At 38.7% G+C, this 13,847-nt stretch carries 12 protein-coding genes; 4 read left to right on the top strand and 8 right to left on the bottom strand.

What is annotated here, in order from left to right:
• Window positions 1–82 precede the first annotated feature (82 nt).
• The 3 genes from NEOC84_RS09655 to acpS form a co-directional block, all read right to left on the bottom strand.
• Complete coding sequence (locus tag NEOC84_RS09655) at window positions 83–1,504, bottom strand: leucine-rich repeat domain-containing protein (protein WP_166158697.1); 1,422 nt, start codon at window positions 1,502–1,504, stop codon at window positions 83–85.
• Between the two features lie 281 nt (window positions 1,505–1,785).
• Window positions 1,786–4,236 (bottom strand): leucine-rich repeat domain-containing protein, encoded by a 2,451-nt coding sequence (locus NEOC84_RS09650; RefSeq protein WP_166158694.1) that lies wholly within the window; start codon window positions 4,234–4,236, stop codon window positions 1,786–1,788.
• A 370-nt stretch (window positions 4,237–4,606) separates the two neighbouring features.
• Window positions 4,607–4,975 (bottom strand): holo-ACP synthase, encoded by a 369-nt coding sequence (gene acpS / locus NEOC84_RS09645; RefSeq protein WP_166158691.1) that lies wholly within the window; start codon window positions 4,973–4,975, stop codon window positions 4,607–4,609.
• A 535-nt stretch (window positions 4,976–5,510) separates the two neighbouring features.
• On the opposite strand from acpS, the gene NEOC84_RS09640 reads away from it, so the two are divergent.
• Window positions 5,511–6,011, top strand: coding sequence for a hypothetical protein (locus NEOC84_RS09640; RefSeq protein ID WP_166158687.1), 501 nt, complete (start codon window positions 5,511–5,513; stop codon window positions 6,009–6,011).
• 78 nt (window positions 6,012–6,089) lie between these two features.
• Here the strand turns inward: NEOC84_RS09640 and NEOC84_RS09635 are convergent, their stop codons facing one another.
• Window positions 6,090–6,512 (bottom strand): 23S rRNA (pseudouridine(1915)-N(3))-methyltransferase RlmH, encoded by a 423-nt coding sequence (locus tag NEOC84_RS09635; RefSeq protein ID WP_166158684.1) that lies wholly within the window; start codon window positions 6,510–6,512, stop codon window positions 6,090–6,092.
• 49 nt (window positions 6,513–6,561) lie between these two features.
• Complete coding sequence (gene smpB / locus NEOC84_RS09630) at window positions 6,562–7,017, bottom strand: SsrA-binding protein SmpB (RefSeq protein ID WP_166158721.1); 456 nt, start codon at window positions 7,015–7,017, stop codon at window positions 6,562–6,564.
• A 223-nt stretch (window positions 7,018–7,240) separates the two neighbouring features.
• Between smpB and dnaN the strand changes: the two genes are divergently transcribed.
• Window positions 7,241–8,377 carry a DNA polymerase III subunit beta gene (gene dnaN / locus NEOC84_RS09625; protein WP_166158681.1) on the top strand — a complete coding sequence of 379 codons (1,137 nt, stop codon included), beginning with the start codon at window positions 7,241–7,243 and terminating at the stop codon, window positions 8,375–8,377.
• Between the two features lie 21 nt (window positions 8,378–8,398).
• On the top strand, window positions 8,399–9,433 hold the full coding sequence (gene recF, locus NEOC84_RS09620) for a DNA replication and repair protein RecF (protein WP_166158678.1): 1,035 nt from the start codon (window positions 8,399–8,401) through the stop codon (window positions 9,431–9,433).
• A gap of 28 nt (window positions 9,434–9,461) precedes the next feature.
• Here recF and NEOC84_RS09615 read toward each other — a convergent pair whose 3' ends face one another.
• Window positions 9,462–10,793 (bottom strand): hypothetical protein, encoded by a 1,332-nt coding sequence (locus NEOC84_RS09615; RefSeq protein ID WP_166158675.1) that lies wholly within the window; start codon window positions 10,791–10,793, stop codon window positions 9,462–9,464.
• Between the two features lie 335 nt (window positions 10,794–11,128).
• Here NEOC84_RS09615 and NEOC84_RS09610 point away from each other — a divergent pair, with 335 nt between their 5' ends.
• A complete protein-coding gene (locus NEOC84_RS09610; protein WP_166158672.1) occupies window positions 11,129–11,317 on the top strand; it encodes a hypothetical protein in 189 nt (62 codons plus the stop codon).
• Here the strand turns inward: NEOC84_RS09610 and NEOC84_RS09605 are convergent.
• Complete coding sequence (locus tag NEOC84_RS09605; protein ID WP_242678258.1) at window positions 11,307–12,230, bottom strand: FAD:protein FMN transferase; 924 nt, start codon at window positions 12,228–12,230, stop codon at window positions 11,307–11,309. The genes NEOC84_RS09610 and NEOC84_RS09605 overlap by 11 nt on opposite strands.
• A gap of 150 nt (window positions 12,231–12,380) precedes the next feature.
• Window positions 12,381–13,271, bottom strand: a complete 891-nt coding sequence (folD, locus tag NEOC84_RS09600; protein ID WP_166158669.1) for a bifunctional methylenetetrahydrofolate dehydrogenase/methenyltetrahydrofolate cyclohydrolase FolD — start codon at window positions 13,269–13,271, stop codon at window positions 12,381–12,383.
• Window positions 13,272–13,847 lie beyond the last annotated feature (576 nt).

Raw genomic sequence — 13,847 nt, 5'->3', positions numbered from 1 at the left:
CGCCCACATTCCCATAACTAACCTCATCTAATGGTTTACGAAAAAAAATTTCTTTTTTAGTTTATCACAGAGGGAATTTTTTTCAGCGGGAATTGCTGAGCTGTGATAGCTGCCTTATCTCCGGAGGAAGGTTGGTAAGTTGGTTGTTACTTAAATCAAGCCTTTGCAGCTGAGATAGCTGCCATATCTCTGCAGGAAGGGTGTTGAGCTGGTTGTTACTTAAATCAAGCCTTTGCAGCTGAGATAGCTGCCATATCTCTGCAGGAAGGGTGTTGAGCTGGTTGTTATTTAAGTCAAGCGCTTGTAGCTGTGATAGCTGCCTTATCTCTGGAGGAAGGTTGGTAAGTTGGTTACTGCCTAAGATAAGCCATTGCAGCTGAGAGAGCTGCACTATCTCTTTAGGAAGGTTGGTAAGTATGTTGTTATTTAAATTAAGTACTTGCAGCTGAGATAGCTGCCCTATCTCTGCCGGAACAGTGGTGAGCTGGTTGCTACTTAAACCAAGCACTTGTAGCTGAGACAGCTGCCCTATATCTACCGGAAGCGCGGTGAGCCGGTTGCTGCTTAATCCAAGCACTTGTAGCTGAGACAAATGCCTTATCTCTACTGGAAGTGTGGTGAGTCGGTTGCTGCTTAAGCCAAGCTCTTGTAGCTGAGAGAGCTGCCATATATCTACCGGAAGAGAGGTAAACTGGTTGTGATCTAAGCTAAGGCATTGCAGCTGCAAGAGTCGTCCTATCTCTGAAGGAAGGAAAGTAAGTTTGTTGTTGTTTAAGTCAAGCCGCCGCAGCTGAGAGAGCTGTCCTATCTCTGCCGGAAGGGAGGTAAGCTCGTTGCTGCTTAAGATAATCTTTTGTAACTGCAATAGCTGCCCTATCTCTACCGGAAGAGTGGTGAGCTGGTTGTCGCTTAAGTCCAGATCCCTCAGGTTTGATAATTGTCCTACCTCTGGAGGTAAAAAGGTTAAGCCAATTCCTTGTAAGTCTAGCTTCGTAAGTTTTTTGCCATGCCTTTTAATCCAATTAATAAAAAGCCCTCCTTTTTTTTCTAAAGGTAAGTACTTAATTGTTTCTCGACTTAAGTATTTCTCTCCACGAGGTAATTTTTTCCACATTAAGAGGCGATTAATATTTAATAGATAAGAGGAGTAATTAGCCAATGTGAAATATCTATTTTCCTCAAGTCCTTCTTTAAACTCTAAAGGTGAAAGCGAGCGGGCTAAAGTAAAGATTTGCCTAAAGATTGCATTTACCTTTGCTTTTTTAGAAAGCTCTTCTTCTAGCTTATAGATCCTATCTAAAGCAAGAACCTGCTCGTTAACATCTCCTTGAGGAACATGCACTTTACCTATTTGCTTATAAAGAGAAGGCATGACTTCATTAGCTAGGAGATGGTACCATCTTCCACACACGCTAAATAAGGAAGGGCTAGCATAGGCCTTTAAAATAGGGGTTAGTATTTCATTAGGTAAATGTTCAATGGTGATAGAAGAATTAGGATTCATTATAGGGTCTCTTTAAGTGCCAGACATGTTTTATGAGTTTTTTAGAGCAAAACATACATGAATAAAACAGAATGTACAAGAAAATTTTAGAGACAGATTCTTAGCCTTTAAATTTAAAAATAGAGAAATGCAATAGGCCGATAAAGAATCTTTAATAAAGAAAACTTTCGATGTTAATGTCTCTTGATAGGCCGGAAGGTTTATTTATATCCTTAAAACTTTCCAAGAATATCAATATGTTTCTTTAGCTTATTGGGTGATGAAGGAACAGACTTTTTCAGCTAAAGGCAAAAACGCTCCCTTATTTCATCTGGAATGCTTTGCAGCGGATTCCCATTCACCTGGAGCTTTTTTAAAGCAGTCAGCCCCTTCATTTCTACAGGAAGGGAGGTAAGTTGGTTGTTGCTTAATCCAAGCTCTTGTAGCTGTGATAGCTGCCTTATCTCTACCGGAAGGGAGGTAAGCTGGTTGCTGTCTAAGTAAAGTTTACTGAGCTGGGATAAATACCCCATCTCTGTAGGAAGAGTGTTAAGCTGATTGTTGTTTAAGTTAAGTACTTGCAGCTGAGACAGCTGCCCTATCTCTACCGGAAGAGAGGTAAGTTGGTTGCTACTTAAACGAAGCACTTGTAGCTGAGAAAGCTGCTCTATCTCTGTAGGAAGGGTGGTAAGTTTGTTGTTGTTTAAGTTAAGTACTTGCAGCTGAGATAGCTGCCCTATCTCTGCCGGAAGTGCGGTGAGCCGGTTGCTGCTTAATCCAAGCACTTGCAGCTGAGATAGCTGACATATCTCTGAAGGAAGAGTGGTAAGTTGGTTGCCGTCTAAGTAAAGGTATTGCAGCTGAGAGAGCTGCCATATCTCTGCAGGAAGATTGGTAAACTGGTTACTTTTTAAGTCGAGATCTTGTAGTTGCAATAGCTGCCCTATTTCTACCGGAAGGGTAGTAAGCTGGTTATCCTTTAAGTAAAGTTTTTTCAGCTGAGACAGTAGCCCTATCCCTGCAGGAAGGGTAGTAATCTGGTTGTTGTTTAAGCCAAGCGCTCGTAGCTGTGATAGATACCATATCTCTGTAGGAAGGGAGGTAAGTTTGTTGTGGCTTAAATTAAGTACTTGTAGCTGAGAGAGCTGCTCTATCTTTGTCGGAAGAGAGGTAAGCTGGTTGCTACTTAAATCAAGCGCTTGCAGCTGAGACAGCTGCCATATCTCTACCGGAAGAGAGGTAAGCTGGTTGCTGTCTAAGTAAAGTTTACTGAGCTGGGATAAACGCCCTATCTCTGCAGGAAGGTTGGTAAGTTTGTTGTCATTTAAATTAAGTACTTGCAGCTGAGACAGCTGCCATATTTCTGCCGGAAGAGAGGTAAGCTGGTTTCTATTTAAATCAAGCGTTTGCAGCTGAGACAGTAAACCTATCTCTGCAGGAAGGGTATCGATCTGGTTGTCATTTAGGCCAAGTGCTTGCAGCTGAGAGAGCTTCCCTATTTCTGCAGGAAGGGTGGTGAGGTGGTTGTTGAGTAAGCGAAGCAATTGCAGCTGAGACAGTAGTCCTATCTCTGGAGGAAGGGAGGTAAGCTGGTTGTGATCTAAGCCAAGTCTTTGCAGCTGAGATAGCTGTCCTATCTCTGCCGGAAGGGTAGTGAGCTGGTTGTTATTTAAGCCAAGCGCTTTTAGCTGTGATAGCTGCCCTATCTCTGTAGGAAGGTTGGTAAGTTTGTTGTCATTTAAATTAAGTACTTGCAGCTGAGACAGCTGCCATATTTCTGCCGGAAGAGAGGTAAGCTGGTTTCTATTTAAATCAAGCGTTTGCAGCTGAGACAGTAAACCTATCTCTGCAGGAAGGGTAGTAAGGTGATTATCGGCTAAGCCAAGCTTTCGCAGCTGAGATAGCTGCCCTATCTCTATCGGAAGAGAGGTAAGCTGGTTGTGGTCTAAGCCAAGCGCTTGTAGCTGAGATAGCTGCCCTATCTCTGCTGGAAGGAAAGTAAGTTTGTTGTTGTTTAAGTCAAGCTTTCGCAGCTGAGACAGTAGCCCTATCTCTGAAGGAAGGGTAGTAAGGTGATTATCGGCTAACTCAAGCCTTTGCAGCTGCAAGAGTTGTCCTATCTCTGCAGGAAGAATGGTCAGCTGGGTATCGTTTAGGTAAAGGGCTTGCAGCTGAGATAATTGTCCTATTTCAGGAGGTAAAAAAGTCAATCCTGTTCCTGCTAAACTTAAGTTTTTAATGTCTTTGCCATATCTTTCAATCCATCCTTTAAAAAGTTCTCCTTTTCTTGCTATAGGCAAGTGCTTGATTCTTTGTTGATCTAAGTATTTCTTTCCCCCAGGGAGTTTATTCCACATCAACAGGCGACTAATATTTACCACATAAGAGGAGTAATTAGCTGATGTGAAATATATATTTTCTTTAGGGTAATCTTTCCATCTTAGTGGTGAGAGAGGTTTAGCTAGAGTAAAGATTTGTTTAAAGATTGCTTTTACCTTTTGTCCTGGAAGAAGCTCATTATCTAGCTTATAAATTTTGTTTAAGATAACAGCATGCTCCCTAACATTTCCTCGAGGGACATGAATCTCAACTATTTGCTTATAGATAGATCGCATTATTTCACTATCATTAGCTAAAAGATCACGCCATTTTCTGCACACGCTAGATAAAGAAGGTGTGGCGCAATACTTCAAAATGTGTGTGAGCATCTCATTAGGTAGACTTTCAATGCTGATAGAAGGACTAGGATTCACTGTACAACCTCTTTAAATGTCATGCATGTTTATGATAACTTTTTAAAAAGTATAAGAAAGAAATAAAACATGCAAGAGAATATGAGGAATAGGCTATTAAGGGGTGTAAACAAAAGTATTGGCAATTTTTTTAAGCAGCCACTTTATAGCAATTTCGGTAAGCTTTGCGATAACCATTCAATTTACCTGTTTTAACCTTAGCATCAACTTACCATTTCCTGCCTTCTAACAAGCGCTTACTATTTTAACCTCTTTTTATAACAGATGCCTTCTAGCGAAATTAGGAAGCTAATTTTTGCTGTATGGAGCGTATTTTGTTGAATGGATAGGCTAGACGATAGGACGGCAAACGCAGTCTCTTTTTGCAAATTCATTCTTCCCAAATAGCTGTGGCAGTCGCGTATGCTTGACAATGGCTAATGGATATATGAATAAGAGGGTTTTTGAAATGTTTTTTGAAGGTGTCTGTAAGAGCAAGATAGGGTTTACCTTGTTCATTATTGAGGATAGCAAGATCTGTCCAACTCAGGCCTCCAGTTAAGCCTGTACCTAATGCTTTTACAACCGCCTCCTTAGCAGCAAATCTACCTGCAAAGTTTTTACTCGGTTGCCGGAAGGATTGGCAATATTTTTGCTCTTCTTCGGTAAAAACCCTATCAAGAAACTTTTGGCCATACTTATGTATGTTTGCCTCAATACGAGCCACTTCAATAATGTCAATACCAATGCCACGAATCATTTTAGTTGCCTTGTAATCTATCCAGTAAAAAAATATATCCCTTTTTAAAAGAAGGTAAGTCAACATCTGCGATAAAGCTTGCTGCAATTCTATTTAAAAGAAGCTTACACGCTATCAAACGTTCTGAGGGACTATGTTTTAACGTCCATACTTGCGTTTTAATGCACTCTCTAATAGGCTCAAGCACCTTCATTGGCCTCCTTCCTCACAGCTTTAATTTTAAGATAGCCAATAGCTTACCAAGTGGCAGGAATATATACCCTAAAATTAAGGGTGGTGCCACTTCACATAGGAGGCCAATGAAGTGAGGGGAAAGGCTTATCTCACTCACTGCCTTGAGTAATGAATTTTGAAATTTAGCACCTCTAACTAGAGAATGAGTGGGTATAACTTCAGAGCTTTTTTCTTAAATGTAGAAAAGATATAAAAAAATGGCCTTTATTTGTCTATCATTTAACCCTTTCTTTTTTCTTTATCTTATATCTTTCAATAGGTTAAATTTCTTTTTTATGAATACCATGTAGGAGAGGAAAATATGTTAAAATTAAGCCATAAAGCATTAATTGTTTTTTCGGGAATCATCTGGTTAGCGGTTGGAAGCTTTTTACTTTCCTTGGGGCTAAATTTTCTACTTCACGCTGCCCAAGATATGCCTGTTCTAGAAAAAAATAGTTATCCTTTGCTTAATCTTTTTTCTTCTATTTTTTCAAATGCGGAAAATACTATTGTGTTTTTGATTGCTCTAGGATTGATTATAGGCTACTCCAAAGGACGTTATGTATTGGGTAAAGCGGCTGTTAAAGGGGTAGAAAGGATTTATTCTTTGCCTAATCCTACCTATTTACAGAATATATATGATTCCAAATATTATATTCTTTTAGCGGGGATGATGGGGCTTGGCTTCTCTATGAAATATTTAGGCATACCTGCCGACATCCGCGGCTTAATCGATGTAGCCATAGGCTCTGCTCTCATTAATGGCGCCATGATCTATTTTAGGCTTGCTTTTACAAAGCCTCTAGAAGATCGAAGTTAATAGAGAGCTCACGGGTAATAAATAAAGCGTGCTTCTTTAGAGTGGGTAGACTAGCCAGTGGATGGAGAAACGTCTAGCTTATTTATGGTAAGGAGTGCCTTTAGCAATTTCAAAAGCACGATAGACTTGTTCTATGAGTACTAATCTAATGATTTGATGAGTCATGGTTAAAGGGGAGAGGCTAAGGCAAGGATAGGAAAGTTTGATTTTCTCTGGCAATCCACTTGCTCCCCCGATAACTAAAGTTAAGCGCGAGCCACCTTCTATAAATTGCACCTGCAGGAAGCTGGCAAATTTTTCGCTATCGAAAAGCCTGCCTGCCGCATCCAAACAGATCACTCGCTTTTCTTTTAAAATGAGTTCTTGGAGGTGCTCATTATTTCTAGCTTCTACAAATTCAAATTTTAAAATAGAGGATAGACGTTTAACATATTCTTGGATGGCGTCATTGAGCCATTCTTCTTTTGTTTTACCAATAGAAATAATTTTCAGTCTAAGCATTTAATTATATATAAAAATTCAAAGAAAGCTTTCCGTAAACCTTAGGGAATTAACGGCTTTTCAGCATTTTTTGCATATAGCGTTTTTCGTCTCTTTCTTTAATGGCTTCTCGTTTATCAGCAGACTTTTTTCCTTTAGCAATAGCAATTTTTGCTTTCACTTTTCCCTCTTTTAAATAAAGGGCCAGGGCTACAATCGTTAAACCTTTTTCCTGCACGCTCTCGCGTAGTTTAAAGATCTCTCGTTTGTGTAAAAGAAGCTTGCGATCACGAGTTTCCAGATGATTGTGAATGTTGCCATACTTATAAGGAGCAATATGGGATCCAATAAGCCATGCTTCCCTGTTAATCACTTTGATATAAGATTCTTGCAGGCTCCCCCCATTATCTCTTAGCGATTTGATTTCCGTGCCTTCTAGGGCAATACCTGCTTCAAAGGTTTCGAGGATTTCAAAATGATGGAAAGCGCGTTTATTAGATACGAGATCGGAAGATTTATTATTCATATGCAAATATATTAAATGAAGGCGCATAAACGAAGCAAGAGAGATTGCAGAATTCATCTCTCTTAGCGCCTTTACAGGCACCTCAAGTCTATAAATTCTTTCCTTGCTTGATTTTTTAGATAGGCAAGCATGAACACATCGAGAGCCCTATGTTTATTGCTTGACAAAGAGCTTATGGTCACTTATCTTGAGTCTCTCTTTTATTTAGCTTAAGGAATTATTCATGAAATTCGTCATAGCCACGCAAGAGCTTAATTATTTAATTAATAAGTGTCTTAATGCAGTAGCTCAAAAATCTACCATCCCTATCCTTTCCAACTTTTTAATCGAAGCTATTAATAATGAACTTATTATTACAGCTACGGATTTAACAGTAGGGGTCCGCTGCTTTACTGAAGCAAAAATTCTTGAAGAGGGGTCAACAACATTGCCTGCAAAGCGCTTGGCCCAGTTAATACGCGAGTTGACAGCAACCAATGTGGAAATTTCTACTTCAGCAAATGAAATCACTGAAATTAATGCCCAAACTTCGCGCTTTAAGTTAAATGGAATGAATAAAAATGAGTTTCCCGCCTTACCTAATGTGACAGATGCCGTGCATTTTAAAATTAAACAAAAAGTTTTGAAAGATATGCTTTACCGCACAGCTTTTGCAGTTTCTCGTGAAGACAATCGTTATGTGCTTACGGGAGTATGTTTGCAAGTGCAGGGAAAAACAGCTTCCTTTATTGGAACGGATGGAAAGCGCTTAGCAAAATCCCAAACTACCCTTAATATCGATCCATCTTTCCAAGGTACTTATGTGATTCCACTTAAGGCGGTAGAGGAAATTCTTAAAAATCTGGAAGAAGAGGGCGAAGCTATAGTGTTTTTAATGCAGGACAAAATTGCTATCAAAGCTTCTAATACGACGATTATTAGTAAACTATTATCAGGGGAGTATCCTGATGTTAACCGTGTCATTCCTTCTCAAACTGGGATAACCGTTAATCTCCACCGTGAAGAATTGATGACTTTATTGCGCCAGATTTCCCTTTTTGCTGCAGAAAATAATCATTCCGTTCGTTTTACTTTTAACGAAGGGGAGTTGAAATTGACAGCCAACACGATGGAAATAGGAGAAGGTAAAGTAAGTATGCCGGTAAATTATAAAGGGGAGAAGTTAGAAATTGCTTTTAACCCTCATTTCTTTTTAGATATTTTGCGTCATAGTAAAAATGAAACTATTTCTCTTGGAATTACCGATCCTTATAATCCTGGCTTGATTAGTGACTTTAATGATGATCAAAATGAAGAAGAAAAAGAAGCAGAACAAAATTCGCTGTTTGTACTAATGCCGATGCGCTTGAGTGAAGATTAGCTAAAATAAGAGGTGATAAATTTGAGTAGTGGTCTTTTTCTTCAAAAGCTATATTTACGATATTTCCGTCGTTACGAGGAGGCCACTTTTCACTTTACCCCCACCATTAATACGATTGTAGGCCCTAATGCTTACGGTAAAACAACTATTTTAGAGGCGATACAATTGCTGATAAATGGTCGCTCTTTCCGTACCCAGCAAATTTCCGATATGATTCAATATGGGCAAAAGTATTTTCATATTGAAGCATGCTTTATTAAGCAAGGTATAGCGCAAACACTCAAAATTTTTTATGATGGCAGTGAACGAAAAATTATACATAATAGTACAGTTTTTTCGTCAGTAGCTAACTTATTAGGCATTTTGCAAGGAGTCGTCTTAACTCCTGATAGCACTTCTTTAATAAAAGGTTCTCCTTTATTGCGGCGACATTTTCTCGATCTGCAGATTGCCCAGATAGATCCTTTATATGTACATTATTTGACGCGCTATATAGGCGCTATGAGGCAACGTAATGCTTTATTAAAGAGGAACGAAATGCTTGCTATCCAAACTTGGGAGCAAGAGATGGCAGGAGCTGCGGCTTATGTGACTCTGCAAAGAGAGCAAACGATTGCAGACCTACAAAAATGGGGAAACGGATTGTACGGAATGTTAACTGCAGAGACTACCCCTTTGAGTTTGGAATACAAAAATAGTAGCCGCCAAATAAAGGATCTGCAGCTTTTGCGTCAACATTATCTGCAGCAATGGGATAAGCTTCGTTTACGCGAAAAAGAAGTGGGAATGACCTTATATGGCCCCCATCGTGATGATTTATTAATAAAGATAGGAGATCGCGAAGTACGTTTGTTTGCAAGTGAAGGGCAGCAGCGTAGTTGCGTCATGGCTCTTCGATTAGCGGAATGGCAGCGGCTACGGGAATTAAGCCAAGAACTGCCATTGATGCTGATTGACGATATAGGAGTTAGCTTAGATACTACACGCCGGCAAAAACTTTTGATCCACTTAAAAACTTTAGGGCAAGTTTTTATAACCTCCACCGAAGAACTTTGAGTAAGAGGTTTATCATTCGTATTGTCTGCTAACCTAAAGAGAGACGACCAAAAGGAGTTAAGCAAAGACACAGCTTATCCTGGTGATAGCCTATAGCCACCATACCTGCTTGCATGAGATATTCGCAGATTATAAGTTTTATAAATTGTCTCTCATCTTCGTTATAATTAGGAGTGCTATATTTCCATCTTCTACCTTTATTAACTAAAGAAGTAGGTGCTACACTTCCTACGGCAGCTAAACAACCTTTGATGTAATCCTCGAAGTAAACCCACTTTCCATGAGCAAAATTCTTAAGGCTTTTCTCGACCTCGCGTAAATCTTTTTCAGAAAAAGATGAAAATTGGTCATTAGCGGCCAAGCGGTTCAGTGACTGTCGATAGAGGATGATGGCTTGGTCTGCGCGCGTTTTCTTAAGCCAGGCTTCCGTATAAGCTGATGCCACAATTTTTTGCTTTTCTTGCTTGGCAATTTCCAATAAAAAAGCTATTTCTAATAAATCTTTAGGAGCTTGGGTAAAAGAAATACTTTTTTTAAGCAGCTTTTTTACAAAAGCATTCAATTCATTTAAAAATCCAAACTCTTTTTCATAGACAGGGGTAATAGAGGTAGCCTCTTGAATCGCGCCTGGATTAGTATTCTGCACGAATAATAAGAATTCATGCCATTCATGAAAAGGAGTAACGACCTCTTCCCACACATCTTGAGTTTTAACATAGCGAAGGCAGCAAACTAGGCTAAACTCCAAGAAGAGCATATACTCTTCAAATTGCTCCCTAGTAAGTCCAAATTTTTCTATAAGTGCGCATGCACTCATTTTATAGTCGGGGGCAGCAAATACTTGTTTTGCAATCGAGCTTATGATAGGGTTATCGAAAACAAGATCTTGTAAATAACGTTCATAAATTTTGGGAGTGAACAAGAACTTTTCTATAATAGAATTAAAGATATTGTCTGAGCTCCGAGGGATGGCATACCAGGAGGGAAGGGCATGAATGGGTGCTTTACTTAATAGTCCTTGTAAATACTCCATATCAGGACGAAAGTCATCATCAAATTTGATGATATGCGCCTCGTAATACTTGCGCATCTCTTTATCAACGAGTATCTCATTTCCTTGGATTTGAAAAAGGCCGCTTTTGGCTAATTTATCTAAAATAGGACGAAGTTTAGAAGGAGTGATCTCCAAATTATCTGCAAGGGTAGTGAGGGTAGTTTTCAAAGAACCATTAATAATTTCTTGCAACACATCGACTTCTAAAATCGATAGCTCGGCCATGAAGAGACGATTTTCAATGTCTCTACGATAGTTATAATCAGTTAGAACAATTTTATTTTTTCGAGTAGTAAAAGTGGGCATAGGCTTTCTTTAAAGGAGTTATTGTTTCTTGCTGGAAAGCTCGTTAGCGCTCAAAGTTAGTGAAGAAGGTTTACAAAAGCATAGGGATAGTTCAATTCAATTGTTGAAAACATTGTATTTTAAAATGTTATTATTGACAACCCTTTTATTTGGCTAGGCATTTTGAAAATGCGAGCGTTTAAGCCTGGCAAAAAAATTGATTTATTAAATATTTTTTGTATAATCCTTTTTGTTGAACTATCTACCCCGGTAGGGTGGAAGGGCCTAATTAAAATTTAACAAAAGTGTAAACTTAAGTGGCGCCAGAAGAATTTCCTCTTTCCTCAAAGGATTTGATGATAGAATTTGCAGAGTTAATAACAGAAGCTCTTTTAAAAAGAGATGTACAGCATGCCGACCCTTTCGAGGCTTACGCCCATCGTTTAAGGAGCCATTTCTATAATTGCCCTGAAAGATTTAAACGGCGTTTTGCGGAAGGATATTGCTTATTAGTCAAGGAGCTTGAAAAAGAATCTATTCATTAAGATCTTGGCGGGAAACAATCCAAAACACGATTTCGGGATAATCGTTGGTAATTTTATCTGCCCAGCGCTGGGCCTCTTTTTTAGAACGGAACATAAGGGCAGTCGTGGCTAATCCATCAGCTAGTGCGCAAGAGGGGGCTAGAACACTTGCACTAGCCACATTTTCCCTCGTTATGATGAGAGGTGTAAGTCTAGCGGGATCAAAAATATGAAAATAGGTAATAGTTGGATAAGCAGTGTCGCCTTTTTTAGTTTCTATCGTCCAGCTTTGAAAATAATCCCCACTGGTAGCAATTGCTTGATTGCGTAAACTTACCTTAGCAATAGCGTTTTCTGGATTATTATTTCCCAAGCGGCTAATAAAAATATTCCAAGGCCTACCTTGAGGATGCTTACCGCTAGTCTTTATTTCTCCCCCCCATTCCACAAATAGATTGGTATAGCCTGCTTCATAAAGTCTATCGGTAAGTAAATCTACGCAATAGCCTTTAGCGATTCCTCCAAGATCTATTTGAATATCGTCTAAATCTTTATAAAATTTTCCTTGGCCAAAATGAATTTTATTCCATCCTATTTTAGTAGCTACAAATAAGATTTCGCCTTCAGAAGGAATTTGTCCTTGCTCAAGATGTTTTTTCCACAGAGCTTGCAGAGGTTCTATGGTAGGGTCAAAGCGTCCTTCCGATAATAAAACTATTTTTTCTGTTAAATTTAATAGTTGCTCAAGCTCGGCAGAAATGGATACTACAGTACCTGCTTTTAATCGATTAAGACAAGAAAGCTCTGAGGAAGGATTCCATTTGTTATAAATATGGTTTACCTCTTCAAAAGTATTTCGGATAATATTAGAAACAAGGGCTTTTTCTGATGCGGTCAGCGGATGACCAATGAGAATACGATAGTTAATCGTCATCTCACTCCCTGAAAAAAGCGTCAATTTTTCATACGTGAAATTTGAGCAAGCATAAAGTAAGAAAATGAGAATGAAAAATTGGCTAAATGCATAATATTTCTTTAACTTGCCCTTTGTATAATACCCCACTTCCATCTTCATCTTAAGCATTTATTGAGCCTTTTGAAGGTTTGGCTTCAATCGCTTAGAGTAGCTCTTAAGAGTATTGCTCAATAACATAGCAATCGTCATAGGCCCTACTCCTCCTGGTACAGGAGTAATATAGGCACATTTGTCTTTAATATGATCAAAGTCTGCATCGCCCACCAGCCTATACCCGGCAGGACGGCTTAAATCGTTAATTTTATTTATTCCTACATCAATCACTGTTACCCCTTCTTTAATCATCTCTGCTTTAAGAAATAAAGGTTGTCCCATAGCTAAGATGATAATGTCAGCTTGAGAGGTTAAGCTATCTAGCTTTTTAGTCTTACTATGGACGATGGTAACAGTGGCATTACCTTCAGAGTTGTTCTGCATTAACATAGCGGCCATAGGTTTTCCTACGATATTGCTGCGGCCAGCAATTAACACATGGCGTCCTGCTACTTCTATCTGGGATCTGGCTAGAAGGGCACGAATGCCTAGCGGCGTGCAGGGAAAAAATCCATCCGTTTCCCCCATTAACATTTTGCCTACGTTAAAAGGATGAAATCCATCGACATCTTTTTCTGGTAAGATGGCTAAATTAACAAGCGATGGGTTAATGTGAGGTGGCAAAGGTAATTGCACAAGAATGCCATCGACTGTGGAATTTAAATTAAGAGCATGGATCTTGTCGAGGAGCTCTTTTTCTGATAACGAGGAGGGTAGATGAATTTTTAAGGATAAAATTCCTACGTTTTTGCAAGCTTGGGTTTTCCGTTGGACATAGATTTGAGAAGCTGGATGGTCGCCCACAATAATAACAGCTAAGCATGGCGGACGGCCATGCATATTTAAAAGTGTAACTTTAATCTCTTGTTCAATTTCTTGAGCAATTTTTTTTCCATTTATAATCATAGGGGGAATTTAACTGTCGTGTTTTATGATTTCAATAAAATATTAGGAGTTAGACTTTAAGCTGCAGGTAAAAAAGGTTACTACTCTTATAAGCAAAGAAAGAGTGTTTAAAACATTTTTTATGTTTGCATAAGATAGATTAGCATAACCCATTTTTACTTTATAAGCCAACTTTTGCTTCTTCTTTTCTGGCAAAATTTAAGAGCCATCTACTCTTTATAAATAGCCTTAGATAAAGAGGAAATATCCTATAATGTTTTTCTCTTCTTTCTTTATACGGGTCTTTTTGGAAGAATGGGGCTGAGGATAAAGAATAGGAACAAGAGGGTCTAGTTTCTCTAAAAGCTAAATGTTTTTTAAGATTTGGGTAGTGAAATTTAGCTCCTTTTTATGAAAAAAGAAGAAGGTGAATCTGTCCTGACTTAAAAAATAAGGGATGAAGAAGAAAAAAATTAAGAGAATTTTCTTTAAGATAAAAGTCTTTTTTTTAGCTTAAATAAGATTGGTAAGCAGTTTTTTTATGTAATCATGTACCCTAAGAACTAGGCTTTACCACATAAACAGGAAGGATAAATG

This window comes from Neochlamydia sp. AcF84, from assembly GCF_011087585.1.
Classification (GTDB): Bacteria; Chlamydiota; Chlamydiia; order Chlamydiales; family Parachlamydiaceae; genus Neochlamydia.
The sequence above is the reverse complement of the archived record's forward strand: the minus strand, read 5'-3'. Positions and strand labels throughout refer to the sequence as shown.

Bases quoted from the DNA above. Each gene is read 5' to 3' on its own strand.
- smpB (WP_166158721.1), bottom strand. From the start codon at position 7,017: ATGAATAATAAATCTTCCGATCTCGTATCTAATAAACGCGCTTTCCAT.
- NEOC84_RS09615 (WP_166158675.1), bottom strand. From the start codon at position 10,793: ATGCCCACTTTTACTACTCGAAAAAATAAAATTGTTCTAACTGATTAT.
- NEOC84_RS09655 (WP_166158697.1), bottom strand. From the start codon at position 1,504: ATGAATCCTAATTCTTCTATCACCATTGAACATTTACCTAATGAAATA.
- folD (WP_166158669.1), bottom strand. From the start codon at position 13,271: ATGATTATAAATGGAAAAAAAATTGCTCAAGAAATTGAACAAGAGATT.
- NEOC84_RS09610 (WP_166158672.1), top strand. From the start codon at position 11,129: ATGATAGAATTTGCAGAGTTAATAACAGAAGCTCTTTTAAAAAGAGAT.
- dnaN (WP_166158681.1), top strand. From the start codon at position 7,241: ATGAAATTCGTCATAGCCACGCAAGAGCTTAATTATTTAATTAATAAG.
- acpS (WP_166158691.1), bottom strand. From the start codon at position 4,975: ATGATTCGTGGCATTGGTATTGACATTATTGAAGTGGCTCGTATTGAG.
- NEOC84_RS09640 (WP_166158687.1), top strand. From the start codon at position 5,511: ATGTTAAAATTAAGCCATAAAGCATTAATTGTTTTTTCGGGAATCATC.
- NEOC84_RS09605 (WP_242678258.1), bottom strand. From the start codon at position 12,230: ATGACGATTAACTATCGTATTCTCATTGGTCATCCGCTGACCGCATCA.
- NEOC84_RS09635 (WP_166158684.1), bottom strand. From the start codon at position 6,512: ATGCTTAGACTGAAAATTATTTCTATTGGTAAAACAAAAGAAGAATGG.